Origin of the sequence: Streptomyces sp. NPDC001822, from assembly GCF_042892135.1 — a bacterium.
Classification (GTDB): domain Bacteria; phylum Actinomycetota; class Actinomycetes; order Streptomycetales; family Streptomycetaceae; genus Streptomyces.
This window is the reverse complement of the sequence record NZ_JBIATW010000006.1, coordinates 290,156-315,196: the sequence shown is the minus strand read 5'-3', so window position 1 is coordinate 315,196 and position 25,041 is coordinate 290,156. Positions and strand designations below refer to the sequence as shown.

Genomic DNA, 25,041 nt, shown 5'->3' with positions numbered 1-25,041 from the left:
TTCCGCACCCGTGCGGCGGAGCTCCCACCGGACACCGACTCGCCGATCCCGGCCACTCTCGCGATCATCGAATACATGAGCAAGAGCGACAGCGGCGGAGCCCGCACCGTGCGTATCGCCCAGCAGCCCGATGCCGACGCGCTGCTGGCCCGCAGTCCGCTGGCGGCCCTCGTCGGCATGCTGCTGGACCAGCAGGTGCCGATGGAGTGGGCCTTCACCGGCCCCCTCACCCTGGCCCGGCGCATGGACGCGGACGACCTGGACGCCGGGGCGATCGCCGGATACGACCCCGAGGCCTTCACCGGGCTGTTCACCGAGAAGCCCGCCCTGCACCGCTATCCGGGCTCCATGGCCAAACGGGTGCAGCAACTGTGCCAGTACCTGGTGGCCGAGTACGACGGTCGCGCCGAAGCGGTCTGGGAGGACGCCTCCACCGGCGCGGAACTGCTGAAACGGCTCAAAGCGCTACCCGGCTTCGGCACGCAGAAGGCACAGATCTTCCTGGCCCTCCTGGGCAAGCAGTTCGGCGTACGGCCGACGGGCTGGCGGGAGGCCGCCGGAGCGTACGGCGAGCAGGGTGCGCACCGCTCGGTCGCCGACATCACCGGGCCGGAGTCCCTCAGCGAGGTGCGGGCGTACAAGCAGCAGGCGAAGGCAGCGGCCAAAGCGGCCAGGACATCCGGATGACCACGACCGGGCCGGGCGGGCGGCCGGGACCGTCCCCCGTCCGGCCGGCAACAGGCCGACGCGGGAACGCGAACCGTCCCACCCGGTTCACAGGAACCGGCCGGCTCGCTAGCTTTCCTGCACATCCGTTCACACCGGAAGGACTCCTGTGCACGCAACTCGTCGCAGAGCCATGGCTGTTGTGGCCGCCACCGCCCTGGCCACACCGCTCCTCCTCGCCGCGTCGCCCCACCACGGGCACCCCTCGAACGACCCGGCCAAGGAGGCCGCCAAGCTCTCCCGGAAGCTGGTCGAGCGCTCATCCGCCAAGGACGCGTTCCGGCACCTGGAACGCTTCCAGGCCATAGCCGACTCGGCGGACGGCCACCGCGCGGCCGGCTCGCTCGGCCACGACGCCTCCGCCGCCTACGTCTACCGGCTGCTCCAGAAGGCCGGGTACCGGGTCGGCTACCAGGCCTTCGACTTCGTCTACACCGAGACGCTCGCCGAGAAGCTCTCCGTGGTCTCCCCCACGCCCCGCGACATCGGCATCAAGGCGATGTCCTACACCCGCTCCACGCCCGAGGGCGGCATCACCGCCGCGCTCGCCGCCGTCCCCGTCGACGACACCACCGGCTGCGAGGCCGCCGACTACGCCGGAGGGACCTTCACCGGCAGGATCGCGCTCATCAAGCGGGGCGGCTGCTCGTTCGCCCAGAAGCAGGACGCGGCCTCCGTGGCGGGCGCCGCCGGCGCGGTGGTCTACAACAACACCGAGGGAGTCCTCTCCGGCACCCTGGGCGACGTCGCCGCGGGGAAGATACCCACCGGCGGTCTCACACGGGCCGAGGGCGAGAAGCTCGTCGCCGACCTGGACAAGGGCGAGGTGAAGGTCTCCTTCGAGATCCGTCAGCTCCAGGAGGAGCGCACGACCCGCAACGTCGTCGCCGAGACACGCGGCGGGAACGCCGCCAAGACGGTCATGCTCGGCGCCCACCTCGACTCGGTCACCGACGGCCCCGGCATCAACGACAACGGCTCCGGCTCGGCCGGTCTCCTCGAAGTCGCCCTGGAACTGGCCAGGACGCACCGCGATCCGGCCAACAAGGTGCGCTTCGCCTGGTGGTCGGCCGAGGAGAACGGGCTGCTGGGCTCGGAGGCGTACGTCGCGAAGCTCACCGAGGCACAGCGCGAGAAGATCGCGCTCTACCTCAACTTCGACATGATCGCCTCTCCCAACGGTGCCCAGTTCGTCTTCGACGGCGACGACTCCGACGGGGTGGGCGAGGGCCCCGGCCCCGAGGGCTCCGCCCAACTGGAGCGCGACATCAACGACTTCCTGGACCGGAAGGGCAAGCCGCACACCGGCACGGACTTCACCGGGCGCTCCGACTACGGGCCGTTCATCGAGGCCGGCATCCCGTCCGGCGGCACGGACACCGGCGCCGAGGGCATCAAGACGGCCGCGCAGGCCAAGACGTTCGGCGGGACCGCCGGCATCGCGTACGACCCCTGCTACCACGCGGCCTGCGACGACCTCGACAACATCGACATGGGGCACTTCGGCACCAACATCGATGTGATCGCCAACGCCGTGGGCACCTACGCCCACGACCTGCGCTCCCTGACCCGCCCCGTCCCCGCGGCACCCGCCACGGGTGAGCCGGGCGGCGGCGCAGGTCTGCGCGAGGGCCACGCGCACGGCGTCACCGAGTAGCGGAAGCCGGACCCTGCCGCGGGCGGTGAGCACGGCTCACCGCCCGCGGCGTGACACACCGGAGCGGCGGCGGGAAACCGGCGGGCCCCGCACCCCGTCCGGCGGAACGATCGTCCCGTGCCCGGCATCGCAGTCCCGTTCCGTGGCTGCGCCCGGAGGCCCCGGCCCGGTAGGCTTTCCGTGTGATCTTCAAGCGCATCGGAAATGGGCGGCCATATCCCGACCACGGCCGGGAAAGCACCCGGCAGTGGGCGGATGTCGCGCCGCGCCCGGTCCGCCTGGACCAACTGGTGACCACCAAGGGCCAGCTGGACCTCGAAACCCTGCTCGCCGAGGACTCCACGTTCTACGGCGACCTGTTCGCCCACGTCGTGAAGTGGCAGGGCGACCTCTACCTGGAGGACGGGCTGCACCGCGCCGTGCGCGCCGCGCTGCAGCAGCGCCAGGTGCTGCACGCCCGCGTCCTCGAACTGGGCTGACCACGCCACTCCCACCCATGGAGCATTTCGGCGCCTTTCGGGTGCTTTTATGCTCGGACGGGTGCCATAGGTTGATCGTTTAGTAGGCATCATCACCGGGTCGCACTACGCTGCGCCCATGAGCATGCTGACCCCTCCCGGCATGGGCGGAAAGTACCGCATCACGGGTAACACCTATCCCCGTATGCGCCGCCCCCGTCATCGCCGCAAGCTGGTTCTCTCGGCGGCCGCGGCCGCGGTGGCCCTCGGCCTGGCCGGTTGGGGCACTCTCCAGATCGTCGACGTCTTCACCGGCGGCGACGGGCGGGCGAACGCGGCGTCCCACCCGCGGTCCTGCCCGTCCCCGAAGGCCTCGACGCAGGCGAAGGTGCTCCCGAAACCGGCCGCGATCAAGGTGAACATCTACAACGCGACACCGCGCAGCGGGCTGGCCAAGGCCGCGGCCGACGAGCTGAAGAAGCGCGGCTTCGTCATCGGCAAGGTCGACAACGCCCCGGCCGCGTACGACAAGAAGGTGCCCGGCACGGGCATGCTGCTCGGCGGCCCGGCCGCCATGAACGGCTCGTTCCCGGTGCTCGCCACCCAGCTGCCGGGTGCCACGCAGAAGACCGACACCCGCAGCACGGCGGACGTCGACCTGATCATCGGCACCAAGTTCAAGACCTTCAGCACCCCCGCGGCGGCCGCCACGGCGCTCGTGGCCCTGACGAGGCCCGCCCCGGCGCCGTCCTCCTGCTGAGGATCGAGGAGGCCCGGGCGCCGGGAGGCACCGCGTCCGGGGTCAGTCGGCCGTGCCGTACATCCGGTCACCGGCGTCACCGAGGCCCGGCACGATGTAGCCGGTCTCGTTGAGCCGCTCGTCGACCGAGGCGGTGACCACCGTGACCGGGGTGCCGGCCAGCTCGCGCTCCATGACCTCGACGCCTTCGGGCGCCGCGAGCAGGACGACCGCCGTCACGTCGTCGGCGCCGCGCTTGATCAGTTCCCGGATGGCCGCGACGAGCGTGCCGCCGGTGGCCAGCATCGGGTCGAGGACGTAGACCTGACGGCCGGAGAGGTCCTCGGGCATGCGCGTGGCGTACGTCTCCGCCTGGAGCGTCTCCTCGTTGCGGATCATGCCCAGGAAGCCGACCTCGGCGGTCGGGAGCAGCCGCACCATGCCGTCCAGCATGCCGAGGCCCGCGCGCAGGATCGGCACGACCAGGGGACGCGGGTGGGACAGCTTCACACCGGTCGTGGGCGTCACCGGGGTCTCGATGTCGACCTGCTCGGTCCGCACATCCCTGGTGGCCTCGTAAGCGAGGAGGGTGACCAGCTCGTCGGCGAGCCGCCGGAAGGTCGGGGAGTCGGTGCGCTTGTCGCGCAGTGTGGTGAGTTTGTGTGCCACCAGCGGGTGGTCGACGACGTGGATCCGCATGCCGTCAACAGTAGCCGGGCCCCGGACCGGCTTTCCGCCAGTCCGCGCTGGCATCAACCACCTGTTCGGGGGGAAGGTGGGGGCATACGGACCCAGGCTTGGGGTGGTGTGTCGATTGCCCGACGGGGAGCAGCGGAACCAGCGGCGGACCGGACGCGACGCGCGCGACCTGCCCGACGCGCAGGAGAGCGTGGCGGACGCGCAGGAGAGTGACGCTGTGCGCCGGAGGCGCAGGGCCCAGTTCCTGCGGGAGCTCCACGAGGCGAAGCAGCTGCGCGACCGCGTCCAGCCGCGCAGAGCCCGCGCGGCCCGTATGCGCCAACAGATGCGGATGCGTACGTTCCGCTGGTGAGGCCCTCTCCGGAGACCGGCCGGCGGCCGGAAAACGCCGTCCGGAGGACCGGCCACCGGCCCCTCCTCCAGGAACTGATGGCCGACGCAACGGTCGAAGAGGTCTCGCATCGCGCTCGTTTCTGCCACGATGCCGATTGGGCGGGGCCCAGAGCAGCCGGACCACCGGCTGCCCTCCCGTCGGACCGATTCGCCTATGACCAGTGGGAGAGTCCCGGTGTACTTCGCCGCACTGCTCGCGCGCACCGAAGACGGGTGGGAAGCGAGCGATACAGAGCTCGACGACGTGGAAACCCTGTCCGACCTGACGGATCTGGCCCGTGAGGCCTCGGTGGACGAGGACACGGTCCTCGTCTACATCGAGCAGGAGGACGCCTGGTTCGGCATCCTCCGGGTGGACGGAGAGGAGGACCCCCGTATCTACGTCTCGGACGCGTCCGCCGCCGCCCGCTCCTCGTACGGGGAGATCCTGCTCACCGACGAACTGCTCGGCCGCGAACCAGGGGCCGAGGACGAGATCGCCGCACTGGAGGAACTCGTCGACCTCGACGGTACCGAGGACGGCGAGCCCGACGAGGCCGAGGACGCCGACGACGACGTCACGGCCTCCGACCTGGACCACGACCCCGACGCCGTGCCGGCGGGGCCACTCGGGGAACTCGGGGTGCTCTCCGACCTCGGGCTGTCCGAGAAGGCACTGCTGACCCTGCGCACGGACGCGCTGGCGGAGATCGCGGACGCTCTGGGGGCGGCCGAGGTACTGGAGGCCGTCCGTTAGGGTCCGCGGGTGAACGCGTCACCACCCGATCCCTCCTCACCGCCTCCGCCCGATCCCGTACGGGATCCGTGGAAGGCACCCATGCGCCATGCCCTGGACGAGGCCGCGCGGGCGGCGTCGGCCGGCGATGTGCCGGTCGGCGCCGTCGTCCTCGGCCCGGACGGCGCCCTGCTCGCCACCGGCCGCAACGAGCGCGAGGCGACCGGGGATCCGACGGCACACGCCGAAGTGCTCGCGCTGCGCCGGGCCGCCGCCGCGCTCGGCGCGTGGCGGCTGACCGGCTGCACCCTGGTGGTCACCCTGGAGCCGTGCACCATGTGCGCGGGCGCGCTCGTCCAGTCCCGTGTCGCCCGCGTGGTCTACGGCGCCCGCGACGAGAAGGCCGGCGCCGCCGGCTCGCTCTGGGACGTCGTACGCGACCGACGGCTCAACCACCGCCCCGAGGTGATCCACGGCGTCCTGGAGGACGCCTGCGCGGGGCAGTTGACGGCCTTCTTCCGGGACCGCTGACCGGCCCGTACCACCGCTCGGCACCGTCTCCGGGCAACCGATTTCGGAGCAGGGCCCAGGATGGTCTAAGCTCTCTCTCGGTAGCGTGTCCGAGCGGCCGAAGGAGCTCGCCTCGAAAGCGAGTGTGGGGAAACTCACCGAGGGTTCAAATCCCTCCGCTACCGCAGATGGATGAAGGGATCGACCCGCTTGGGTCGGTCCCTTCTCTGCGTCCCGGGCCCTCCCGCTCCACCCTCGCGCCCACGGCCTCCAACCCGTTTATTAATTTTGCACGTTGTGCATCTTTGCCTACGATGCACGTTGTGCCGAAGACGACGACCCCTGAACCCGGGCTCCGGGAACGCAAGAAACAGGCCACACGCCGTGCCATCGCGGAGGCCGCCGTCCGGCTCGCCGCCGAACACGGCGTGGAGAACGTCACGGTCGAGGCCATCAGCGAGGCGGCAGGGGTGTCGCCCAGGACCTTCTTCAACTACTTCCCGAGCCACGACGACGCGTTCGTCCTCGTCGACGAGGAGATCGGCGAACGGATCAGGGAGTACGTGCGGCACGCCCCGGCCGGCCGGGCGCCGCTCGACGTCGTACGCGAAGCGCTCGTCGCCGAACTCGCCGGCTTCGAGGACCGCCAGGAGCTGTGGACCCTGCAGTCCAAGGTGCTCCAGCGGTCTCCGCACCTCATCCAACGCGGCCTGAAGGCCCATGTGGCGGAGGAGCGAGCCCTCGCCGCCGCCATCACCGACTGGCTGGACGCCTCGGGCGCGACGGCGTCCCCGGGCTCCGGTCTCTTCCCCCGGCTGCTCGCCGCCGTCACCCAGACCGCGCTGCGGGTCGCCCTCGAGCACTGGTGCGAGCACCCCGAGGGGACCGTGCTGACGGACTCCTTCCAGGAGGTCTTCGCCCACCTCGCGCAGGGCCTCCCGCGACCGGAGTAGCCCCCGTGCATCCACCGAACCCGTTCAGACCCGCATCGAAGAAGGACCCCGTGACCGCAACAGAGGCGCCCGCACAGGTGCCCACCTCCATGTCCAACCGGCAGATACTGCAGGCCATGTCCGGCCTGATGGCGGGCATGTTCGTCGCCATCCTCGCGGGCACGGTCGTCGCCAACGCCCTGCCCCGGATCATCGCCGACCTCGGCGCGAGCCAGTCCGCCTACACCTGGGTCGTGACCTCCGAGCTCCTCGCCATGACGGCCACCGTGCCGCTCTGGGGCAAGCTCGCCGACCTCGTCAACCAGAAGCTGCTGCTCCAGCTCTCGCTCGGCCTGTTCGTGGTCGGCTCCCTGGTCGCCGGCTTCTCCCAGGACGTCGGCACCCTGATCGTCAGCCGGGTCATCCAGGGCGTCGGCGCCGGCGGCCTGACGGCCCTGGCCCAGATCGTGATGGCCGCGATCATCCCGCCGCGCAGGCTCGGCAAGTACGCGGGCATCTTCGGCGCGGTCTTCGCGGTCGGCACCGTCGCGGGTCCCCTGATCGGCGGCGTCCTCGTCGACACGTCGTGGCTCGGCTGGCGCTGGTGCTTCTTCGTCGGCGTGCCCTTCGCACTGGCCGGGATCGTGCTGCTCCAGCGCACCCTGAAGCTGCCGACCGTGCGCCGGCAGGTCCGGATCGACTGGCTCGGCGCCTTCCTCATCGTCGCGGGCGTCTGCGCGCTGCTGATCTGGTCGTCCCTCGCGGGCAACACCTTCGACTGGGCGTCCTGGCAGACCGGCGCACTGGTTGCCACCGGCGTGGTGCTGCTCTCCGCGGCGGTCTTCGTCGAGTCCAGGGCAGCCGAGCCGATCATCCCGCTGGACATCTTCCGCAACCGCACGGTGACGCTCACGACCCTGGCGAGCTTCTTCGTCGGTATCGCGATGTATGCCGGGACCGTGTTCCTCTCGCAGTACTTCCAGATCTCGCTGGGCAAGTCCCCGACGGTCGCGGGGCTCATGAGCCTTCCGCTGATCGGCGGACTCCTGGTGTCCTCGACCGTGGCCGGGCAGATCATCTCGGCGACCGGCAAGTGGAAGATCTACCTGATCGCGGGTGCCGTGATCATGACGGCCGGCCTCGGCCTGCTGTCGACCATCGACGCCGACACCCACTTCGGCCTGCTCAGCGTCTACATGGCGTTCATGGGCATCGGCGTCGGCCTGCTGATCCAGAACCTCGTCCTCGCCGCGCAGAACGACGTGCCCGCGCACGAACTGGGTGCCGCCACCTCCGTGCTGGCCTTCTTCCGCAGCCTCGGCGGCACCGTCGGGACCAGCGTGCTCGGTGCGGTCCTCGCCAACCGGGTGGCCGACGAGATCTCCAAGGGCCTCACGGAGAAGGGCATCCCGGTGGCCGGCGGCGGCGACGGCAGTGCGGTGCCCGACATGACCAAGCTGCCCGAGCCGATGAAGGACATCATCGAACACGCCTACGGGATCGCGACGGGCGACCTCTTCCTCGTCGCCACCCCGTTCGCCGTCCTCGGCCTCCTCGCGGTCCTCTTCATCAAGGAGAAGCCCCTCAAGACGACGAGCGGCATGGAACGCCTGGCGGCCGAGGACGCGGCCGTCGCCGGCACGGCGGCCACCGTCCCGGGCCCGCGCGGCGACGAGCCCGCCGGCACCCCCGGCGGCACCGCCGAAACGGTCGGCCTGACGAAGGACTGACCCGGACCCGGCGGACGTACGGCGAAGGGCCCGGCATCGCGCCGGGCCCTTCGTACGTCGTCGGGGGAGCAGGCCGGGGGAAGCGGCATCGGGGGGACAAGCCGCTTCCCCCGATGAGAACGGGACCAGGGTCCTCACCGCGGTCGGGGGGGGTCACGCGGTGGGGACCTCGGGGAGGTCCCGTTCCTCAGGCCCGCACATTCCTGCTCACCGGGCGGGCCCGTGTTCCATCCTGCGCCCCGCCGTACACCTCATCCGGGGGCAAAGGACCTGAATCGACCAGTCCTTGGTCCCTAAATGGCGTATCAGTGATCGGGAACGACCGACGGATACGCCCATACGTGCGGCTAGAATCTCCCGACTGTACAGGTGATCGAATAAGGGGGGCCGGACCGTGGTGCAAGCGAAGAAGATCGCGTTCTACTTGATTACGGTCTTCGTGCTGTACACGATCATCGCGTCCCCGGAACGCGCCGCCGAGCTTGTCCAGGTCGGGTTCGAGGGCATTTCCAGTGCCGCTCAGAGCGTGGGGGACTTCATGTCCGCACTCGTGAAGTAGGAGAACCCCCATGATCCGCCACCTGGTCCTGTTCAAGCTGAACGAGGGCGTCGAGCGCGAGGACCCCAGGGTCGTCGCCGGAGCCGAGGCCTTCCGCGAGCTCGGCGGGAAGATCCCGGAGCTGGAGTTCTGGGAGTGCGCCTGGAACATCACCGACCGGCCGATCGCCTACGACTTCGCCATCAACTCGGCCGTCGCGGACGAGGAGGCGCTCAAGCGGTACGTCGGACATCCGGCGCACCAGGCCGCCGCCGGCCAGTGGGCCGCCTTCGCCACTTGGGTGATCGCCGACTACCCCTTCTGACACGCTCGGCCATCAGGCACGCGAAGCCCCTCCCTTTCAGGAGAGGGGCTTTTCGCCATGTTTAAACCAAAACACCCCCAACACGACTCTATGCGGTGCTTGCACACAGTGGACATGTCTTGTGATGCTATGACCGCTTTTGACGGATGAGTTGACCGTAGTTGACCGCAAAGGGGTGGCGACACCGTGCCGGCCAGTACAGCGCCTCAAGTCCCGCCCCAGAACGTCCAGACGGACGACATCCAGACCGAGACCCCCGACCCCACCACGCCCGCCAGGACCCGGGGCGCGGACACCCGGGCTCTCACCCAGGTCCTCTTCGGCCGGTTCAAGGACCTCGAACCGGGCACTCCCGAGCACCACCGGGTGCGCACCGCGCTGATCGAGGCGAACCTGCCGCTCGTGCGCTACGCGGCGGCCCGCTTCCGCAGCAGGAACGAGCCTATGGAGGACGTCGTCCAGGTCGGCACCATCGGCCTGATCAACGCCATCGACCGCTTCGACCCGGAACGGGGCGTCCAGTTCCCGACGTTCGCCATGCCCACCGTGGTCGGCGAGATCAAGCGCTACTTCCGGGACAACGTACGGACCGTGCATGTGCCGCGCCGGCTGCACGAGCTCTGGGTCCAGGTCACCGGCGCCACAGAGGACCTGACGACCGCTCACGGCCGTTCACCGACCACCGCCGAGATCGCCGACCGGCTGAAGATCTCCGAGGAGGAGGTCCTCGCCTGCATCGAGGCGGGCCGGTCCTACCACGCGACCTCGCTGGAGGCGGCCCAGGAGGGCGACGGACTGCCCGGCCTCCTGGACCGGCTCGGCTACGAGGATCCCGCCCTGGCCGGGGTCGAGCACCGCGACCTGGTGCGCCATCTGCTCGTCCAGCTGCCCGAGCGCGAGCAGCGGATCCTGCTCCTGCGCTACTACAACAACCTGACGCAGTCGCAGATCAGCGCCGAACTCGGCGTCTCCCAGATGCACGTGTCAAGGCTTCTGGCCCGAAGTTTCGCCCGCCTGAGATCCGCAAACAGGATCGAGGCGTAGCTGGAACGGGTAGACCGGAGAAAGATCGGTTCCGCAGGCGTAAAAGCCCCACACCCCCTGTTTCCTGCGCACTTTCGCGGCTGACTTGTCGACATGTCACTACAGCGTGTTGCCGACATGTGACATTCTGCTCGAACCGCGTTTGCCGCAGCCCTACCTCCGGTATTCAGGTGGAGGCTGCGTTCCTCCGATGGTCGTGGCCACCGCGACCGTCCGCGACCTCAAGGGGGTGGCATGTCCACAGAACAGGGCAGCTCGAAGGTGCTCACGCTCACGAAGAGCGTGCCGGCACCTCCCGTGCTCACCAGCTCGCCGGAAGCCATCGACACCCGCACGCTGTCCCGCTCCCTGTTCCTGCGGCTCGCCGCCCTGGGTCCCGCCTCGGGCCCCGACGGAACGGACAGCCCGGAGCGGGCCTATGTGCGGGACACACTCATCGAGCTCAACCTCCCGCTCGTGCGGTACGCGGCGGCGCGGTTCCGCAGCCGCAACGAACCCATGGAGGACATCGTCCAGGTCGGCACCATCGGCCTGATCAAGGCGATCGACCGCTTCGACTGCGAACGGGGCGTGGAGTTCCCGACGTTCGCGATGCCGACGGTCGTGGGGGAGATCAAGCGCTTCTTCCGCGACACCTCGTGGTCGGTGCGGGTGCCCCGCAGGCTCCAGGAGCTGCGCCTCGCCCTCACCAAGACCAGCGACGAACTCGCCCAGAAGCTCGACCGCTCACCGACCGTGCCGGAACTCGCCAAGGCACTCGGGGTGTCCGAGGAGGACGTGGTCGACGGCCTGGCCGTGGGGAACGCCTACACGGCGTCCTCGCTGGACTCCCCGTCCCCGGAGGACGACGGCGGCGAGGGCTCGCTCGCCGACCGCCTGGGCTACGAGGACGCGGCGCTGGAGGGCGTCGAGTACCGCGAGTCCCTCAAGCCGCTGCTCGCCAAGCTCGCGCCCCGCGAGCGGCAGATCATCATGCTGCGGTTCTTCGCCAACATGACGCAGTCGCAGATCGGCGAGGAGGTCGGCATCTCGCAGATGCACGTCTCGCGGCTGCTGACCCGGACCCTCGCCCAGCTCAGGGAAGGGCTCGTCGCCGACTGACCCGGCAGGCAGGAACGGCTCGCCGACTGACCCGGCGGGCCGGGGCGGGACGGTCCACGGCCGCCGGGGCACCACAGCCCTCGCCCCGGCGGCCTCGTCGCGCCCGGAGACGTCCCCGCGCGCGTCATCCGGCCCCACGGGCGCGTGAGTTGGCGCGCACGGCTGCCAGGGGGCGCCGGTGGTGCCGCACGGCCCCGGGAACGCGGCCGCTCCCGCACCGGCGATCGGAGCGGGAGCGGTCGTGCGAGAAGGGGGCGTGCGCGGAAGGTCCTCCGGCGACCCTGGACCCGGGCCGTGCGGAGAGCCGGCGACGCCGGGACGGTGTCGGATCAGCCGAGCGCGAGCCAGGCGACCGCACCGAGGACGAGGACGACCGCCACGACGGCCGCGATCACCCCGGTCTTCGGGCCGGACGAGGTGGCCGCGGGCTGCTGCCCGCCCTGCGGCTCGCCGTCGTCGACGAACGCGCGGAACATCTGCGTGCTGCCCGCCGGGTCGTGAGTGCCCTCGGGGCCCGGCTGCGGGGCGTGGGGGTTATGTGCCATGGCCCAGGACCCTAGCGAACGCAGGCCTTTCGCCCAACCCCCGGGTCCTCGGCGGCTGATACCCCTCCTTCGCACCCACGTCCTGTTCACCCTTTGGCCTGGGGCGCCGTGCGTCACACGCACAGGACGCGGCCGGTCGGAGCCTGTGACGAGGAACACATCCGACGCGGAGCACCCCCGCGTGCGCTGGCAGCTTGACCCGCCCCCTGCGCAGGCTTTGGCTTTCCTTTACTTATGCAAGGCCTATTTCGTTTGCCTGCGGCAACCATCTGCTTCTATCGTTGCCCTAAGCAACAAGATGTCCCTGCGAGATGTATGGAGGGCCAGTGGCGGCACGGAGCCAGTACGAAGAACTGGCCCGGCAGCTCAGCGCCGTCGGAGCCGTCAAACGGGGCCTCGCCCGCATCCTGCCCGCCGAGTGTCCCGGTGGCTCGGCCACCGTACTGACGCTGCTGGAGCGGTACGGCGAGATGCGGATCACCCGGCTGGCCGAGCTCTTGTCCGTGAACATGTCCGTGACCAGCAGACATGTGACCCACGCGGTGGAGAACGGCTGGATCGAACGGTCTTTGGACCCGGCGGACAAGCGGTCCCGCATCCTGCGGCTGACCCCCGCGGGGCACGAGCTGCTCGACGAGCTGACACGGCGGACGACCGAGATGTTCGCCCACCACCTCGTCGACTGGTCCGACGAGGAGGTCGGCCGGCTGAACACGTTGCTGGCCCGGCTGCGCGACAGCTTCTCCTGCCGCGGCTCCGGGGGATGCGCCCCAGGGAGGCACAGCGGCGACTGCCGCACCGGGCACCAGGACGAGTCCCACACCCGTACACCCGTGTAACAGAAGCAAAGAGAAGGAAACACATGGCTACGACCACACCATCCGGTGTGCGGGGCGGCCACGCCAAGCACGGGGCCGTCGAGGCCCCCGCAGGCACGCCGATGACACACCGGCAGATCATGGAAGCGCTGACCGGGCTGCTGCTCGGCATGTTCGTCGCGATCCTGTCGTCGACGGTCGTCTCCAACGCCCTGCCCGAGATCATCTCCGACCTCGGTGGCGGCCAGAGCGCCTACACCTGGGTCGTGACGGCCGCGCTGCTGTCCATGACCGCCACCACCCCGCTGTGGGGCAAGCTCGCGGACCTGTTCAGCAAGAAGCTGCTGGTCCAGATAGCACTGCTCATCTACGTCGGCGGCTCGGTGGTCGCCGGCCTGTCGACGAGCAGCGGCATGCTCATCGCCTGCCGCGTCGTGCAGGGCGTCGGCGTCGGCGGCCTCTCCGCCCTCGCCCAGATCGTGATGGCCGCGATGATCTCCCCGCGCGAGCGCGGGCGTTACAGCGGCTACCTCGGCGCGGTCTTCGCCGTCGCCACCGTGGGAGGCCCGCTGCTCGGCGGTGTCATCACCGACACCAGCTGGCTGGGCTGGCGCTGGTGCTTCTACGTGGGTGTGCCGTTCGCGGTCATCGCCCTCTTCGTGCTCCAGAAGACCCTGAAGCTCCCCGTGGTCAAGCGCGAGGTCAAGGTCGACTGGTCGGGCGCGTTCTTCATCAGCGCCGCGGTCTCGCTGCTGCTGCTCTGGGTCACCTTCGCGGGCGACAAGTACGACTGGGTCTCCTGGCAGACCTGGACGATGCTGGGCGGCACCGTCCTCCTGATCGGTGTCTTCCTGCTCATCGAGTCGAAGGCCAGCGAGCCGATCATCCCGCTGCGCCTCTTCCGCAACCGCACGATCACACTGGCCTCCGCAGCCTCGATGTTCGTCGGTATCGCGATGTTCTCGGGCACCGTCTTCTTCAGCCAGTACTTCCAGCTGGCACGGGGCAAGTCGCCCACGATGTCAGGCGTCCTGACGATCCCGATGATCGCCGGTCTCTTCCTGTCCTCGACGGTGTCGGGGCAGGTCATCACCAAGACGGGCCGCTGGAAGGCGTGGCTGGTGAGCGGTGGCTTCCTCGTCACCGCCGGTCTCGGCCTGCTCGGCACCATCCGGTACGACACGGCGTACTGGCACATCGCGGTCTTCATGTTCGTCATGGGCCTCGGCATCGGCATGATGATGCAGAACCTGGTGCTCGCCACACAGAACCAGGTGGCCCCCGAGGACCTGGGTGCGGCCAGTTCCGTCGTCACCTTCTTCCGCTCCCTCGGCGGTGCCATCGGCGTCTCGGCACTGGGCGCCGTCCTGGCCAACCGCGTCACCCGCTACGTCAAGGACGGCCTCGCCGACCTCGGCCCCGAGGGCGCCGCACTGGGCCACGGGGGAACCGGTGGCGGAGGCATCCCCGACCTGGACAAGCTGCCCGCGCCGTTCCGTACGGTCGTCGAGGCCGCCTACGGCCACGGTGTCGGCGACGTCTTCCTGTTCGCCGCTCCGGCCGCGCTCCTCGCCTTCCTGCTGACCCTCTTCATCAAGGAGGTCGCGCTGAAGACGCGGGCGGGCAACGACACTCCCGAGGCGGCGGACGCGCCGGCCGCCGCCGCGGCCGCCGTCGCGCCGGCCGCCGCGGACACGGCAGCGCTCCCCCGGACCGACGCCCCGGTGGCGGTGGCCACGACCACCGAGCCGGCGGTCCAGGGCACCCCCGTACGCGGTGTGGTGCGCGGCGCGGAGGGCGCACCGGTCGCCCAGGCCGCCGTCACGCTGATCTCGCTGGGCGGCCGCCAGCTCGGGCGTTCCGTCGCCCAGGCCGACGGCGGTTACGTCCTGGACGCGCCGGGCTCCGGCAGTTACGTCCTGATCGCGTCCGCCGACGGCTTCCAGCCCCAGGCGTCCACCGTGGTCGTCGGTGACGAAGCCGTCGCCTACGACATCCTCCTCGCCGGCACCAGCGGTCTCGCCGGGTCGGTGCGGACCGTCGAGGGCGGCACGCCCGTCCAGGGCGCCATGGTCGTCGTGACCGACGTGCGCGGCGACGTGCTGGCCACGGGCATCTCGGGCGACGCGGGCGAGTTCACCTTCGGTGAGCTGGTTCCCGGCTCGGTGACCGTCGCCGTCACGGCCGCGGGCTTCCGTCCGCTGGCCATGCCGGTGGACGTCGCCGGCCAGGGCGTCACCCGGGTCGACGCCGCCCTGCGGTCCGGTGCGCTGGTGCGCGGTGTCGTCAGGGCCGGCTCCGGCCGGGCACCCCTGAACGACGCCCGCGTCACGCTCGTCGACGCGGCGGGCAACGTCGTCGCCACGTCGACGACCGGGGAGGACGGCGTGTACGCCTTCACCGACCTGGACGCCGGCGAGTACTCCGTGATCGCGACCGGCTACCCGCCGGTGGCCGGTGCGCTGACCGTGGCCGGCAACGGCGTCGACGGCCACGACATCGAGCTCGCCCACCCGGGCGCGTAACTCACGGAAGATCCACAAAGACCCCTGGCGGAACAGCACTTCGAGCGGAGAGGCTGAGCCGCCGGCGGAAAAGGGCCTCGTGGCGGGGCCGGCAGGCAGGGGACGGCCTGCCGGTCCCGCCCGGGGCCCGACTCATCCGAGTCGCTGCCTCACCAGTGATTTGAGCAAGGAGAAAACGGGATGGGACTTCGCGCACAGGTACGGACACGGGACGGCTGGGCGGTCCAGCACGCGGTCGTCACGGTGACCGACATGACGGGCACCCAGGTGCTCCGGGCCGCCGCCGACGAGAACGGGGCCGTCCGCACCGAAGACCTCCTGCCCGCCGGTGCGTACACGGTGATCGTCACGGCGGTCGGCTACGCCCCCGCCGCGTCCACCGCACTCGTCACGGCCGGCGGCCGTGTGGAGGCCGGCACCGTGGTGCTGGCCCGGCAGGGCGGCGTGGAGCTGCCGCCGCCGGGCACCTGGTCGCTGGACCCGGTGCACTCCTCCGTCGCCGCGGTCGCCCAGCACCTGGGGATCTCCAGCGTGCACGGCAGGTTCACCGAGTTCGGCGGGCGCATCGAGATCGCCGAGGACGTCCAGCGCTCCAGGGTCGACGCCTTCATCGCCTCGACCAGCATCGACACGGGCAACGCCATGCGGGACAAGCACCTTCGCTCGGCGGACTTCCTGGACGCGGAGGTCTTCCCCGAGATCACCTACCGGTCCCGCGCGCTGACCCCCGCGGGTCCCGACCGCTGGACCGTGAACGGCGTGCTGACGATGCACGGCGTCTCCCGCGACATCGACCTCGACCTCAGCTACCTGGGCACCGGGCCCGACCCGTGGGGAGGCGTGCGGGCCGCCTTCCACGCGACGGCGGAACTGCGCCGCGACGACTTCGCCATGAACTACAACCAGGTGCTGCAGGCGGGGATCTCCGCGATCGGCACGACCCTGCGCGTCGAACTCGACATCCAGGCGGTCCAGGGCGAGTCCGTCCCGGCGTAGGTCCGCCGGACGGCCACGGGCCTTCCGCACGGTCCCGCCCCCGCTCCTCCCGTCAGGGGGGATACGGCCCCGGGCGCACGGCGGGACCGTGCGGAGACCGCCTAGGGTTGGCCGTATGGCAACCGACATCGCGACCAACACCACCGTGGAACTCGCGGACCTGCTGGACTTCGTGCGCCCCAGGCACCGGGCGATCCTGCTGACCACCCGGTCCGACGGCCGCCCCCAGGGGTCGCCGCTCACCTGCGGCGTCGACGACGAGGGCCGGATCGTCGTCTCGACCTACCCCGAACGGGCCAAGACCCGCAACGCCAAGCGCGACGACCGCGTGAGCGTCATCGTCCTGTCGGACGACTGGAACGGCCCGTGGGTGCAGATCGACGGCTCCGCCGAGGTGATCGACTCACCGGACTCGGTCGAACCCCTCGTCGAGTACTTCCGGAACATCTCCGGGGAGCACCCGGACTGGGACGAGTACCGCGCCGCGATGGTCAGGCAGGGGAAGTCCCTCATCCGGATCACCCCCGAGCGCTGGGGCCCGGTCGCCACCGGAGGCTTCCCCGCCCGCCTGGCCGGCGGCAGCTGACCACACGCATGAAGCCGCCCGCTCCGGGCCCGCTCTCCCGGGCCCGTCTGCTCACCTCGCCGTCCGTCGGCCCGTCCGTGGTCCGCGAGCTGGAGCGGATCACCGGAAGACCGGCCGGATCCGGGGACGGCGCCGGACCCGACGTCCCCTTCGTATACGTGGGGGACGTCCTGCCCGACGCCCTCAGGACCACGCGGCTGCTGTGGTTCCACAGCGTCAACGCCGGTACGGACGCTCTGCTCACCTCCGGAACCTGGCCCGAAGGCGCCCTGCTCACCAGGACGGTCGGCCGGATGGGCGAGCGGATCGCGCAGTACACGCTGGGCTGGATCCTGGCCGAGTGCCAGTCGGTGGCGGAGCACACCGCCCAGCACGCGCGCGCCGAGTGGCACCGCCTCCCCTCCGAACTCGCCGCCGGGCGTACGGCCGTCGTCCACGGCACCGGACGCATCGGATCCTCCGTCGCCGGGCTGCTGCGGGCGTGCGGGGTGCGCACGGTGGGCGTCGGTCGCACCCCGCGCGCCGTATCCGCGGGCTTCGACCGGGTGGTCCTGGCCGGGACGGCCGAAGAGGACGCCGCCCTCGCGGACGCCCGATGGGTGGTGTCCACGCTGCCGCTGACCGGCGCGACGGAGCGCTTCTTCGACGCCGCGCGGTTCACCGCGATGCGGGGCGCGTCGTTCATCAACGTGGGGCGGGGTGCGACGGTCGACATGACGGCGCTCGGGGACGCCCTGCGCGACGGGACGGTACGGCGGGCCGTCCTCGACGTCCTGCCGGACGAACCGGCGGGCCCCGGCGACCCGGCCTGGCTGCTGCCGCACACCGTGATCACCTCGCACTCGTCCGGCATCACGGCCGACGAGGACGTCGTCACGGACTTCGCGGCCTGCTGGGAGGCCGTCGCCGAGGGGCGCGCACCCGCACTCGCCGTGGACACCCGGCGGGGCTACTGACCGGCGCCCCACCACCCGGCCGGTGCCAAGGGTGCCGGCACAAGGGGGTCCCGGGGCGGCCCTACGACGGCCGGGGCGACCGCTCGCACATCGCCTCGATACCGGCGATCAGGAGGTCGAGCGCGAACCCGAAGTCCCTCTCCCGCATCTCCTCCACGGTGCCGCCGCCGCGTGCCTGCATCAGGCTCTCCGAGGGCGCCATCGCCCGGTTCAGCTCCGGGTCCGCGCGGATCGAGCCCATCGCCCGCTCGACGTACTCGTCCTGGCTGAGCCCGGCCTCCGCCGTGCGCTGCACGAAGTGCCCCTCGACGGTGCCGAATCCGTAGACGAACTGGAAGACGGCCGACATCCCGCCGGTGCGGCGTTCGAGGGGCAGTCCGGTGGCCCGGATGACGTCCTGGACCGCGTACGAGAACAGCATCGAGTGCGGGCCGATGTTCAGGAAGATCCCCGCGAGCGCCGAGGCCCAGGGGTGGCGCACCAGCATCCGGCGGTAGCTGGTGGCGAGTTCCCGGAGCCGGTCGCGCCAGTCGGCGTCCTCGCGGGGCGGCGGGATCTCGCCGAAGACCGTGTCCAGGGCGAGTTCCAGCAGGTCGTCCTTGGTGTCGACGTACCAGTAGAGGGACATCGCCGTCACGTCGAGCTCGGCGGCGAGGCGGCGCATGGAGAACTTCGCGAGGCCGTCCGCGTCGAGCAGCCGGACGCTCGCCGTCGTGATCCTGTCCCGGTCCAGGCCGGCCGGCTGGTCCGCCCTGCGGGCGCGCGACGGTGTGCGCCGGTCCAGCCACACACTGACCCGCGAAGGGTTCTTCACACGGTCTTCCGCGGACCCCATGGCGCACACTCCTCTTCGTCCGGTGGCACTGACTGCGTACCGGCACCCCCGTCCGATGCTATGCCCGCCACCTGGGACATTCAGTCCGTCCGCGCGCCCTCGGCCCTCCGCAGCAGGGCGGCCGCGAGCAGTCCGCCGGCCAGGACGGCGGCGGCGCCGACCAGTTGGCTGGTCTCCAGACCGGAGGCGAAGGCGTCCGTGACCGCCGCGCGTTCCCCCGGGCCCTCCGCCGCCGCGAGCGCGGCGGGGAGCGAGGCCGCCCCGACGGCGCCCGGTACGAGCGCGGCGAACCGCGAGTTGAGCACGGCGCCGAGCACCGCGACCCCGAGCCCGTTGCCGAACTCGGCGAGCGTGCCGTTCACTCCGGCCCCCACACCCGCCTTCTCCGGCGGGATCGCACTCATGATCGCGTTGGCCATCGCGGGCATGGCGAGCGAGATGCCCGCACCCATGACGACCAGCCCGAGCAGCATGCCGCCGTATCCGCGGCCGCCCAGCAGGGCGATCGCCGCGAGTCCCGCGGAGAGCAGGCCCATCCCGGTGGCGATGGTCGCGGGCGTGCCCACCCTCGGGACCAACCGGGCGCCGAGGCCGGTGAGGTTGAGCACCACCACGGTGAGGGCGAGCGGGGCCGTGCGCAGACCCGCTTCCAGCGGCTCGTAGCCGAGCACGAACTGGAGGTGCTGGGTCAGCAGGAACAGTGATCCGGTCATCCCGAAGGCGACCAGGACGGCACCGGCCACCGCGCCGGTGAACCGCTGGTCGCGGAAGAAGTGCATGTCCAGCATCGGGTGGGGGACGTGGATCTCCCAGAGGACGAAGCCGGTGAGGACGGCGACCCCCGCGAAGGCGGTCAGCAGGACCCGCCCGGAGTCCCAGCCGTGTTCCGGGCCGGAGATGATCGCGTACACGACCGCCGTCATGCCGAGGGTGGAGAGCAGCGCGCCGACGAGGTCGGGGCGGTCACCGCTCGGGTTCTTGGACTCCGGGACCAGCCGGGCGACCGCGATCAGACCGAGAACCGCCACCGGGATGTTGACCAGGAAGATCGCACCCCACCAGAAGTGGTTCAGCATCGCGCCGCCGATCAACGGACCGGCGGCGAATCCGAGGGAGTTGACGGTGGCCCAGATGCCGATCGCCTTGACGCGCTCGGTGTCGTCGAAGATCTGCACCACGACCGCGAGGGTGGTCGTGATCAGCAGTGCGCCGCCGACGCCCATGCCCGCGCGGGCCGCGATCAGCTGGCCGGAGGACTGCGCGAGCCCCGCCACGAGCGAGCCGGCACCGAACAGCGCCAGGCCCGTGATCAGCATCTTCTTCCGGCCGTACCGGTCGGAGGCGCTCCCCGCGCTCAGCAGCAGACCGGACTGGACGAGCGAGTAGGCGTTGATCATCCACTGCACGTCGGCGGTGGAGGCGTGGAGTTCGCCGGTGAGCGAGGGGATCGCGACGTTCAGGACGGTGTTGTCGAGCAGCACGGTGAGCTGGGCGAGACAGATGACGCCGAGGATCAGCCAGCGCTGCGCGTGGGCGCCCCGGAGGGCCGGGTCGTGCTCTTCGGCGGCGGTCGCCGTCATACGGACTCCTGTCTCCGGTGCACGGGCGGTGCACGGGGTGGTGCACGGGGTGGTGCACCGGCAGTGCACGGGCGGGCGGTGCACGTGCCGGTACGCCCGCACGGTGCTGCTCGGGTGTGCGGATCAGCGGGCGCGTTGTACACCGTAAGGGAGTCCTGTACGCCGTACAACTCCTTTGCCCGTTCGCCGTGCTGTGCCCTCGCCCCGCCATCGGAACGGGGCGTGGCCCGGGGTGAACACCCCGGGCCACGCCCCTCGGTCCTGCCGCCGGCCCTTACTCCCCGTCCTTCGGCGAGGTCAGGTCGTAGAAGGTCGCGCTGCCGACCGTGACCTCCTCGAAGGTCTCCTCGACCCACGACGAGATCCTGGCCGCCGCACCCTCGCCGCTGTGCAGCGGGAGTTCGGAGACCCGCGTGGCGGTGGCCACGACCCGGCGCAGCGGGCGCAGGGCCACACCGACCATGGCCGCGCAGGACCCGGCGGCGACGAGCCCGGCCCCGGGGCTGGCCCCCGCCCCTGCCGACGAAGTCGAGCGGCTCCCTCTCCACCGGGACGCCCGGTGCGGGTCTGCCGCCGCCGGCGGGCGCGCCTCGGCCATCAGGGAGATGTCGCGCAGCTGGCCGTCGAGCTTGCCGTACATGTAGCTGTGGAAGGCAATGGCGGTGACCGAACCGATCACGGCCGCGACGACCGCGATGAGCGTCACCGCGGACAGCGGACACGACGAGCCGGGTCCGCAGCGTCCAAGGGCGCCCGCCGGACCTCTTCCCCGGGCCACCCGGCTAGTCACCCGGCTTGATCAGATACCCCGCTCCGCGCCGGGTGTGGATCATCGGGGACCTCCCGGCGTCGATCTTCTTGCGCAGGTAGGAGATGTAGAGCTCGACGACGTTCGCCTGGCCGCCGAAGTCGTAGTTCCAGACCCGGTCGAGGATCTGGGCCTTGCTCAGCACACGGCGCGGATTGCGCATGAGGAAGCGCAGCAGCTCGAACTCGGTCGCCGTCAGATGGATGAAGTCGTCGCCCCGGCTCACCTCGTGGCTGTCCTCGTCCAGCATCAGGTCACCGACGACGAGCGTCGACTCGCTGCGGACGGAGGCGGTACCGGAGCGGCGGATCAGTCCGCGCAGCCGCGCCACGACCTCCTCCAGGCTGAACGGCTTGGTGACGTAGTCGTCCCCGCCCGCCGTGAGCCCCGCGATCCGGTCCTCCACCGCGTCCCGGGCCGTGAGGAACAGCACCGGCACGTCCGACAGTTCGCGCCGCAGCCGGCCGAGCACGGCGCGCCCGTCCGTGTCGGGCAGCATCACGTCGAGGACCACCGCGTCCGGACGGAAGTCGCGCGCGGCCCGGACGGCACCCGCACCGTCCCCCGCGCTGCGCACCTCCCACCCCTCGTAGCGCAGCGCCATGGAGAGCAGCTCGGCCAGCGGAGCCTCGTCGTCCACCACCAGCACGCGGACGGGGCTGCGATCCGCCCTGAGCAGTTCGGTACGCCCCTGGGGCGAGGTCGTCGTCATGGCCCAAGCCTGTGAGACGGCCGTGAGAGGTACCTTTCGCCCACCTGTGAATTTCCTGAGAAACCCGCCCGCGGAACGCGCCGCGCCCAGGGGCCCCCGCGGTGACCGCGGGCGCGGGGCTCAGCGGAAGAGCGCGTCCGCGTTCCCGTGGCAGACCGCTCGCAGCCAGTCGTCACCCAGTCCGAGGCGCTCCAGGGCGTGCAGCTGGTGGACGTAGGGATACGGGATGTTCGGGAAGTCCGTACCGAGCAGGATCCGGTCCCCCAGGTCCGCGAGCCGTCCGAGTTCGCCCGCCGGGAAGGGGGTGAAGTCCTCGGTGAAGTCCGTGAACGCCATCGTCGTGTCGAGCCGCACCTCGGGATACGCCGCGGCCAGGTCCAGGAATTCCGTGTACTCCGGCATGCCCATGTGCGCCACGACCAGCCGCAGCCGGGGGTGGCGGGAGAGCAGCCGGGAGACGGGCCCGGGCCCGGTGTACGCGCCCGGCGCCGGTCCGGACCCGCAGTGCATCACCACCGGCACGCCCGCCTCCGCCAGCAGCCCCCAGACGGCTTCCAGCAGCGGGTCGTTCGGGTCGTACGCACCCACCTGGAGGTGGGACTTGAAGACGCGCGCCCCCGCCGCGACGGCTTCCCGGACATACGTCTCCACGCCCTCCTCGGGAAAGAAGGTGGCGGTGTGCAGGCAGTCGGGCACCCGGGCGGCGAACCCGGCCGCCCAGCCGTTCAGCCAGGCCGCCATCCCCGGCTTGTGCGGGTAGAGCATCGAGGTGAACCGGAGCACGCCGAACGAGCGGAGCAGGGCGAGCCGTTCGTCCTCGTCGTCCCGATAGGTGATCGGCCACTCCAGCCCGGTCAGGGGGCCGGCCGAGTCGAAGTACGCCCATACCTTGCGGAGCACCCGCTCCGGCATGAAGTGCGTGTGGACGTCGATGATCCCGGGCAGCCCGAGCCGCTGCCGGAAGCGAAGCACGTCCTCGCGTTCACGGTCACGTCCGTCACCGCTCATCCGCCCCACCACTCCCACCCGCCTCGTACGCCTCTGGGAACGCCCCCGGCGACGATCTCAGAACAGGCCGTCCTGCACACCACCGCCCCCAGCGGACACGGCCGGTGCGCTCACTCCCGCCCGGGCGTCGGCGGCCACCAGGTCCCAGCCGGTGATGAGCCGGGTGTCCAGCACGACGACGTCCTCGTCCACCGTCCTCAGATGCAGGTCGGGTCCCGCCGCCGCGACCAGCCGCCCGGCCACCACACCCCCGTCCACCAGCCCGGTCACCACCCGCGCCACCGGCCCGGCACCGGCCAGCCCGAACACCCCGGCGTGGTCGACCGCCTCGAACGGCAGCCGCTCCAGGGCCTCCGGCCAGCCCGCCCCCTCCAGCGCGGCGGCCCGCCCGTACAGCCCCTCGATCTCCGCGGCACGCTCGGCCGCACCCGGCAGACCGGCCCGGACCGCGCGCTTGCGCGCGTACGGAATCCGGTCGGGCACACCGAGCGCGGAGCGCAGCAGCTCCTCGGTCCGCCGGGCGGCCATCAGCGGCCCGCGCCCCAGCCAGCTGAAGACCACGGCCCCCTGCTCGCGCAGCCGGGCCGCCTCCCGCGCCTCCCCGGTGATCCCGACCTTGACCATGCCGGGCCCGAACCAGGCCAGATAGACGCGGTACGTCCGGGGGTCGTCGGCGATCGTGTCGGCCGCCACCGAGTGCGCACGGTCCAGCCGTGCGCACTCGGCGCACCGCGCACCCGTGCTCCGGGCCGGCACGGCGGCCGACACCGGGCAGGCGTTCCCGCGCGCCCCCACGCAGTGGCGCTCGCCGTCGGCCCGGAAGCCCAGCTCCGTCCCGTACGCCAGGGCACTCGTCCGCCCCCGCCCGGCTCCGCCGCCCCGCGCCCAGCCGAGCACCGGCACGTCTCCGGGCCAGCTCAGACCGGTGCAGCGCCAGCCGGTCACGGCACCCCCGGTCGGCTCGTGCGGTGGGCGTGCGGGTCTCCCGGACCACGCACGCGTCGGAGCCCCATTGTCCCCTCCCGCCGCACCGGTCCGGGCGGGCCCCGCGCCGCGACCACCGCCCGCCGGCTTACCGTCCGTCCACCACAGCTCCCCGGCCCGCCACGCGGGCTACTATCCGGGCCATGGCGCTGACCGCGAACGACACGGCCCGGTTCGAAGCCTCCATGCCCCGCCTGCATGCCATCGCCTACCGCCTCCTCGGCTCCGCGAGCGACGCCGAGGACGCCGTACAGGACACGTTCCTGCGCTGGCAGGCCGCCGACACCGGCCGCATCGAGGTCCCCGAGGCCTGGCTGACGAAGGTCCTCACCAACCTGTGCCTGAACCAGCTCACCTCCGCGCGCGCCCGCCGCGAGACCTACGTGGGCCAGTGGCTGCCCGAGCCGCTGCTCGCGGGCGACCCGATGCTCGGCCCCGCCGACACCGCCGAGCAGCGCGAGTCCGTCTCGTACGCGGTCCTCACCCTCATGGAACGCCTCACCCCCAACGAGCGGGCGGTCTACGTCCTGCGGGAGGCCTTCGACTACCCGCACCGGAGGATCGCGGAGATCCTCGACATCACCGAGACGGCCTGCCAGCAGATCTTCCACCGCGCCAAGAAGCACGTCGTGGACGGCAGGACCCGCACCGAGATCGACGAGGCCGCCGCCCGGCGGATCGTCGAGGAATTCCTCGTGGCCGCGACCAGCGGCCGGACCGAACCGCTCGTGCGGCTGCTCACCGACGACGCCGTGTCGATCGGCGACGGCGGAGGGAAGGTGCCCGCCCGCGCGAAGGCGTTCGAGGGCGCCCTCGCGGTCGCGAAGTTCATGCGGGGCCTGTTCAAGCCCGGCAAGGCGAAGCGCGCGATCGTGGGCGGCTCCCCCGAGGTCTACGTCTCGGACGCCAACCACGCACCCGCCGTCGTCGTGGTCGTCGACGGCCGGGTCATCGGCGTCATGTGCCTGGAGATCACCCCGGAGGGCATCGCCGCGTTCCGCAGCCAGGTCAACCCCGACAAGCTCGAACGCGCGACCCTGCGCTGGGCCGCGTCCGACCACGGGGAACCCCTGCTCATCGCCTTCTGATCCACGTGTGAGCCGCTTCACACCGGGGTCCTG

General features: G+C 71.3%; 26 protein-coding genes, 1 tRNA gene and 1 pseudogene. 20 read left to right on the top strand and 8 right to left on the bottom strand.

Annotated elements, in window-relative coordinates; all coding sequences use genetic code 11:
- Window positions 1-75: 75 nt before the first annotated feature.
- From ACFYY2_RS17005 to ACFYY2_RS16990, 4 genes are all read left to right on the top strand, one after another.
- Window positions 76-687 carry an HhH-GPD-type base excision DNA repair protein gene (locus ACFYY2_RS17005; RefSeq protein WP_388743088.1) on the top strand — a complete coding sequence of 204 codons (612 nt, stop codon included), beginning with the start codon at window positions 76-78 and terminating at the stop codon, window positions 685-687.
- Between the two features lie 172 nt (window positions 688-859).
- On the top strand, window positions 860-2,383 hold the full coding sequence (locus ACFYY2_RS17000; protein ID WP_388743433.1) for a M28 family metallopeptidase: 1,524 nt from the start codon (window positions 860-862) through the stop codon (window positions 2,381-2,383).
- Window positions 2,384-2,565: 182 nt separating this feature from the next.
- The gene (locus ACFYY2_RS16995) at window positions 2,566-2,862 is read left to right on the top strand and encodes a type II toxin-antitoxin system VapB family antitoxin (protein ID WP_003955420.1); all 297 of its coding nucleotides are present in this window, start codon (window positions 2,566-2,568) and stop codon (window positions 2,860-2,862) included.
- 118 nt (window positions 2,863-2,980) lie between these two features.
- A complete protein-coding gene (locus tag ACFYY2_RS16990) occupies window positions 2,981-3,601 on the top strand; it encodes a LytR C-terminal domain-containing protein (RefSeq protein WP_388743085.1) in 621 nt (206 codons plus the stop codon).
- A gap of 42 nt (window positions 3,602-3,643) precedes the next feature.
- On the opposite strand, the gene upp is transcribed toward ACFYY2_RS16990, so the two are convergent.
- Complete coding sequence (upp, locus tag ACFYY2_RS16985) at window positions 3,644-4,279, bottom strand: uracil phosphoribosyltransferase (protein WP_388743082.1); 636 nt, start codon at window positions 4,277-4,279, stop codon at window positions 3,644-3,646.
- A 115-nt stretch (window positions 4,280-4,394) separates the two neighbouring features.
- Here upp and ACFYY2_RS16980 point away from each other — a divergent pair, with 115 nt between their 5' ends.
- The 10 genes from ACFYY2_RS16980 to ACFYY2_RS16935 all read left to right on the top strand — a co-directional run bounded on the left by ACFYY2_RS16980 (window position 4,395) and on the right by ACFYY2_RS16935 (window position 11,567).
- On the top strand, window positions 4,395-4,631 hold the full coding sequence (locus tag ACFYY2_RS16980) for a hypothetical protein (protein ID WP_388743079.1): 237 nt from the start codon (window positions 4,395-4,397) through the stop codon (window positions 4,629-4,631).
- A 216-nt stretch (window positions 4,632-4,847) separates the two neighbouring features.
- Window positions 4,848-5,408, top strand: a complete 561-nt coding sequence (locus ACFYY2_RS16975) for a hypothetical protein (protein ID WP_388743430.1) — start codon at window positions 4,848-4,850, stop codon at window positions 5,406-5,408.
- An 81-nt stretch (window positions 5,409-5,489) separates the two neighbouring features.
- Complete coding sequence (gene tadA / locus ACFYY2_RS16970; RefSeq protein ID WP_388743077.1) at window positions 5,490-5,918, top strand: tRNA adenosine(34) deaminase TadA; 429 nt, start codon at window positions 5,490-5,492, stop codon at window positions 5,916-5,918.
- Window positions 5,919-5,997: 79 nt separating this feature from the next.
- Window positions 5,998-6,082, top strand: a tRNA-Ser gene (locus tag ACFYY2_RS16965).
- A 129-nt stretch (window positions 6,083-6,211) separates the two neighbouring features.
- Window positions 6,212-6,850, top strand: a complete 639-nt coding sequence (locus tag ACFYY2_RS16960; protein WP_388743075.1) for a TetR family transcriptional regulator — start codon at window positions 6,212-6,214, stop codon at window positions 6,848-6,850.
- 89 nt (window positions 6,851-6,939) lie between these two features.
- Window positions 6,940-8,559, top strand: a complete 1,620-nt coding sequence (locus tag ACFYY2_RS16955) for an MDR family MFS transporter (protein ID WP_388743427.1) — start codon at window positions 6,940-6,942, stop codon at window positions 8,557-8,559.
- A gap of 394 nt (window positions 8,560-8,953) precedes the next feature.
- Window positions 8,954-9,118: a hypothetical protein gene (locus ACFYY2_RS16950; RefSeq protein WP_388743072.1), complete on the top strand. Its 165-nt coding sequence runs from the start codon at window positions 8,954-8,956 to the stop codon at window positions 9,116-9,118.
- 10 nt (window positions 9,119-9,128) lie between these two features.
- Entirely contained in the window at window positions 9,129-9,422 is a 294-nt protein-coding gene (locus ACFYY2_RS16945) for a Dabb family protein (protein WP_388743070.1), read from the top strand.
- A 186-nt stretch (window positions 9,423-9,608) separates the two neighbouring features.
- Window positions 9,609-10,466 (top strand): RNA polymerase sigma factor SigF, encoded by an 858-nt coding sequence (locus tag ACFYY2_RS16940; RefSeq protein ID WP_327116543.1) that lies wholly within the window; start codon window positions 9,609-9,611, stop codon window positions 10,464-10,466.
- A 234-nt stretch (window positions 10,467-10,700) separates the two neighbouring features.
- Complete coding sequence (locus ACFYY2_RS16935; protein WP_388743066.1) at window positions 10,701-11,567, top strand: RNA polymerase sigma factor SigF; 867 nt, start codon at window positions 10,701-10,703, stop codon at window positions 11,565-11,567.
- Window positions 11,568-11,896: 329 nt separating this feature from the next.
- Here ACFYY2_RS16935 and ACFYY2_RS16930 read toward each other — a convergent pair whose 3' ends face one another.
- Window positions 11,897-12,112 carry a hypothetical protein gene (locus ACFYY2_RS16930; protein ID WP_388743063.1) on the bottom strand — a complete coding sequence of 72 codons (216 nt, stop codon included), beginning with the start codon at window positions 12,110-12,112 and terminating at the stop codon, window positions 11,897-11,899.
- 326 nt (window positions 12,113-12,438) lie between these two features.
- On the opposite strand from ACFYY2_RS16930, the gene ACFYY2_RS16925 reads away from it, so the two are divergent.
- The 5 genes from ACFYY2_RS16925 (at window position 12,439) to ACFYY2_RS16905 (ending at window position 17,993) form a co-directional block, all read left to right on the top strand.
- Window positions 12,439-12,951 carry a MarR family winged helix-turn-helix transcriptional regulator gene (locus ACFYY2_RS16925; protein ID WP_388743060.1) on the top strand — a complete coding sequence of 171 codons (513 nt, stop codon included), beginning with the start codon at window positions 12,439-12,441 and terminating at the stop codon, window positions 12,949-12,951.
- A gap of 23 nt (window positions 12,952-12,974) precedes the next feature.
- A complete protein-coding gene (locus tag ACFYY2_RS16920) occupies window positions 12,975-15,455 on the top strand; it encodes an MFS transporter (protein WP_388743057.1) in 2,481 nt (826 codons plus the stop codon).
- 180 nt (window positions 15,456-15,635) lie between these two features.
- Window positions 15,636-16,451: a YceI family protein gene (locus ACFYY2_RS16915; RefSeq protein ID WP_388743054.1), complete on the top strand. Its 816-nt coding sequence runs from the start codon at window positions 15,636-15,638 to the stop codon at window positions 16,449-16,451.
- 115 nt (window positions 16,452-16,566) lie between these two features.
- Complete coding sequence (locus tag ACFYY2_RS16910) at window positions 16,567-17,037, top strand: PPOX class F420-dependent oxidoreductase (protein ID WP_388743051.1); 471 nt, start codon at window positions 16,567-16,569, stop codon at window positions 17,035-17,037.
- 8 nt (window positions 17,038-17,045) lie between these two features.
- A complete protein-coding gene (locus ACFYY2_RS16905; RefSeq protein ID WP_388743048.1) occupies window positions 17,046-17,993 on the top strand; it encodes an NAD(P)-dependent oxidoreductase in 948 nt (315 codons plus the stop codon).
- 61 nt (window positions 17,994-18,054) lie between these two features.
- Here ACFYY2_RS16905 and ACFYY2_RS16900 read toward each other — a convergent pair whose 3' ends face one another.
- The 6 genes and pseudogenes from ACFYY2_RS16900 to ACFYY2_RS16875 all read right to left on the bottom strand — a co-directional run bounded on the left by ACFYY2_RS16900 (window position 18,055) and on the right by ACFYY2_RS16875 (window position 23,881).
- Entirely contained in the window at window positions 18,055-18,828 is a 774-nt protein-coding gene (locus ACFYY2_RS16900) for a TetR/AcrR family transcriptional regulator (protein WP_388743046.1), read from the bottom strand.
- Between the two features lie 80 nt (window positions 18,829-18,908).
- A complete protein-coding gene (locus ACFYY2_RS16895; protein ID WP_388743043.1) occupies window positions 18,909-20,408 on the bottom strand; it encodes an MFS transporter in 1,500 nt (499 codons plus the stop codon).
- A 373-nt stretch (window positions 20,409-20,781) separates the two neighbouring features.
- Window positions 20,782-21,130: pseudogene (locus ACFYY2_RS16890) on the bottom strand (hypothetical protein); the annotation flags it as partial.
- A 60-nt stretch (window positions 21,131-21,190) separates the two neighbouring features.
- The gene (locus tag ACFYY2_RS16885; RefSeq protein WP_388743041.1) at window positions 21,191-21,928 is read right to left on the bottom strand and encodes a response regulator transcription factor; all 738 of its coding nucleotides are present in this window, start codon (window positions 21,926-21,928) and stop codon (window positions 21,191-21,193) included.
- A 120-nt stretch (window positions 21,929-22,048) separates the two neighbouring features.
- Complete coding sequence (locus tag ACFYY2_RS16880; protein WP_388743038.1) at window positions 22,049-22,936, bottom strand: amidohydrolase family protein; 888 nt, start codon at window positions 22,934-22,936, stop codon at window positions 22,049-22,051.
- Window positions 22,937-22,993: 57 nt separating this feature from the next.
- Window positions 22,994-23,881, bottom strand: a complete 888-nt coding sequence (locus ACFYY2_RS16875) for a DUF2797 domain-containing protein (RefSeq protein ID WP_388743034.1) — start codon at window positions 23,879-23,881, stop codon at window positions 22,994-22,996.
- Between the two features lie 182 nt (window positions 23,882-24,063).
- On the opposite strand from ACFYY2_RS16875, the gene ACFYY2_RS16870 reads away from it, so the two are divergent.
- Entirely contained in the window at window positions 24,064-25,008 is a 945-nt protein-coding gene (locus ACFYY2_RS16870; RefSeq protein ID WP_388743033.1) for an RNA polymerase sigma-70 factor, read from the top strand.
- Window positions 25,009-25,041 lie beyond the last annotated feature (33 nt).

What these genes read in the sequence shown, in the direction of transcription:
- ACFYY2_RS16955 (WP_388743427.1), top strand. Translation starts at nt 6,940, where the DNA reads ATGTCCAACCGGCAGATACTGCAGGCCATGTCCGGCCTGATGGCGGGC.
- ACFYY2_RS16960 (WP_388743075.1), top strand. Translation starts at nt 6,212, where the DNA reads ATGCACGTTGTGCCGAAGACGACGACCCCTGAACCCGGGCTCCGGGAA.
- ACFYY2_RS16900 (WP_388743046.1), bottom strand. Translation starts at nt 18,828, where the DNA reads ATGGGGTCCGCGGAAGACCGTGTGAAGAACCCTTCGCGGGTCAGTGTG.
- ACFYY2_RS17000 (WP_388743433.1), top strand. Translation starts at nt 860, where the DNA reads ATGGCTGTTGTGGCCGCCACCGCCCTGGCCACACCGCTCCTCCTCGCC.
- ACFYY2_RS16880 (WP_388743038.1), bottom strand. Translation starts at nt 22,936, where the DNA reads ATGAGCGGTGACGGACGTGACCGTGAACGCGAGGACGTGCTTCGCTTC.
- upp (WP_388743082.1), bottom strand. Translation starts at nt 4,279, where the DNA reads ATGCGGATCCACGTCGTCGACCACCCGCTGGTGGCACACAAACTCACC.
- ACFYY2_RS16870 (WP_388743033.1), top strand. Translation starts at nt 24,064, where the DNA reads ATGGCGCTGACCGCGAACGACACGGCCCGGTTCGAAGCCTCCATGCCC.
- ACFYY2_RS16945 (WP_388743070.1), top strand. Translation starts at nt 9,129, where the DNA reads ATGATCCGCCACCTGGTCCTGTTCAAGCTGAACGAGGGCGTCGAGCGC.
- ACFYY2_RS16905 (WP_388743048.1), top strand. Translation starts at nt 17,046, where the DNA reads ATGAAGCCGCCCGCTCCGGGCCCGCTCTCCCGGGCCCGTCTGCTCACC.
- tadA (WP_388743077.1), top strand. Translation starts at nt 5,490, where the DNA reads ATGCGCCATGCCCTGGACGAGGCCGCGCGGGCGGCGTCGGCCGGCGAT.
- ACFYY2_RS16885 (WP_388743041.1), bottom strand. Translation starts at nt 21,928, where the DNA reads ATGACGACGACCTCGCCCCAGGGGCGTACCGAACTGCTCAGGGCGGAT.
- ACFYY2_RS16895 (WP_388743043.1), bottom strand. Translation starts at nt 20,408, where the DNA reads ATGACGGCGACCGCCGCCGAAGAGCACGACCCGGCCCTCCGGGGCGCC.
- ACFYY2_RS16990 (WP_388743085.1), top strand. Translation starts at nt 2,981, where the DNA reads ATGAGCATGCTGACCCCTCCCGGCATGGGCGGAAAGTACCGCATCACG.
- ACFYY2_RS17005 (WP_388743088.1), top strand. Translation starts at nt 76, where the DNA reads ATGAGCAAGAGCGACAGCGGCGGAGCCCGCACCGTGCGTATCGCCCAG.
- ACFYY2_RS16910 (WP_388743051.1), top strand. Translation starts at nt 16,567, where the DNA reads ATGGCAACCGACATCGCGACCAACACCACCGTGGAACTCGCGGACCTG.
- ACFYY2_RS16930 (WP_388743063.1), bottom strand. Translation starts at nt 12,112, where the DNA reads ATGGCACATAACCCCCACGCCCCGCAGCCGGGCCCCGAGGGCACTCAC.
- ACFYY2_RS16920 (WP_388743057.1), top strand. Translation starts at nt 12,975, where the DNA reads ATGGCTACGACCACACCATCCGGTGTGCGGGGCGGCCACGCCAAGCAC.
- ACFYY2_RS16935 (WP_388743066.1), top strand. Translation starts at nt 10,701, where the DNA reads ATGTCCACAGAACAGGGCAGCTCGAAGGTGCTCACGCTCACGAAGAGC.
- ACFYY2_RS16915 (WP_388743054.1), top strand. Translation starts at nt 15,636, where the DNA reads ATGGGACTTCGCGCACAGGTACGGACACGGGACGGCTGGGCGGTCCAG.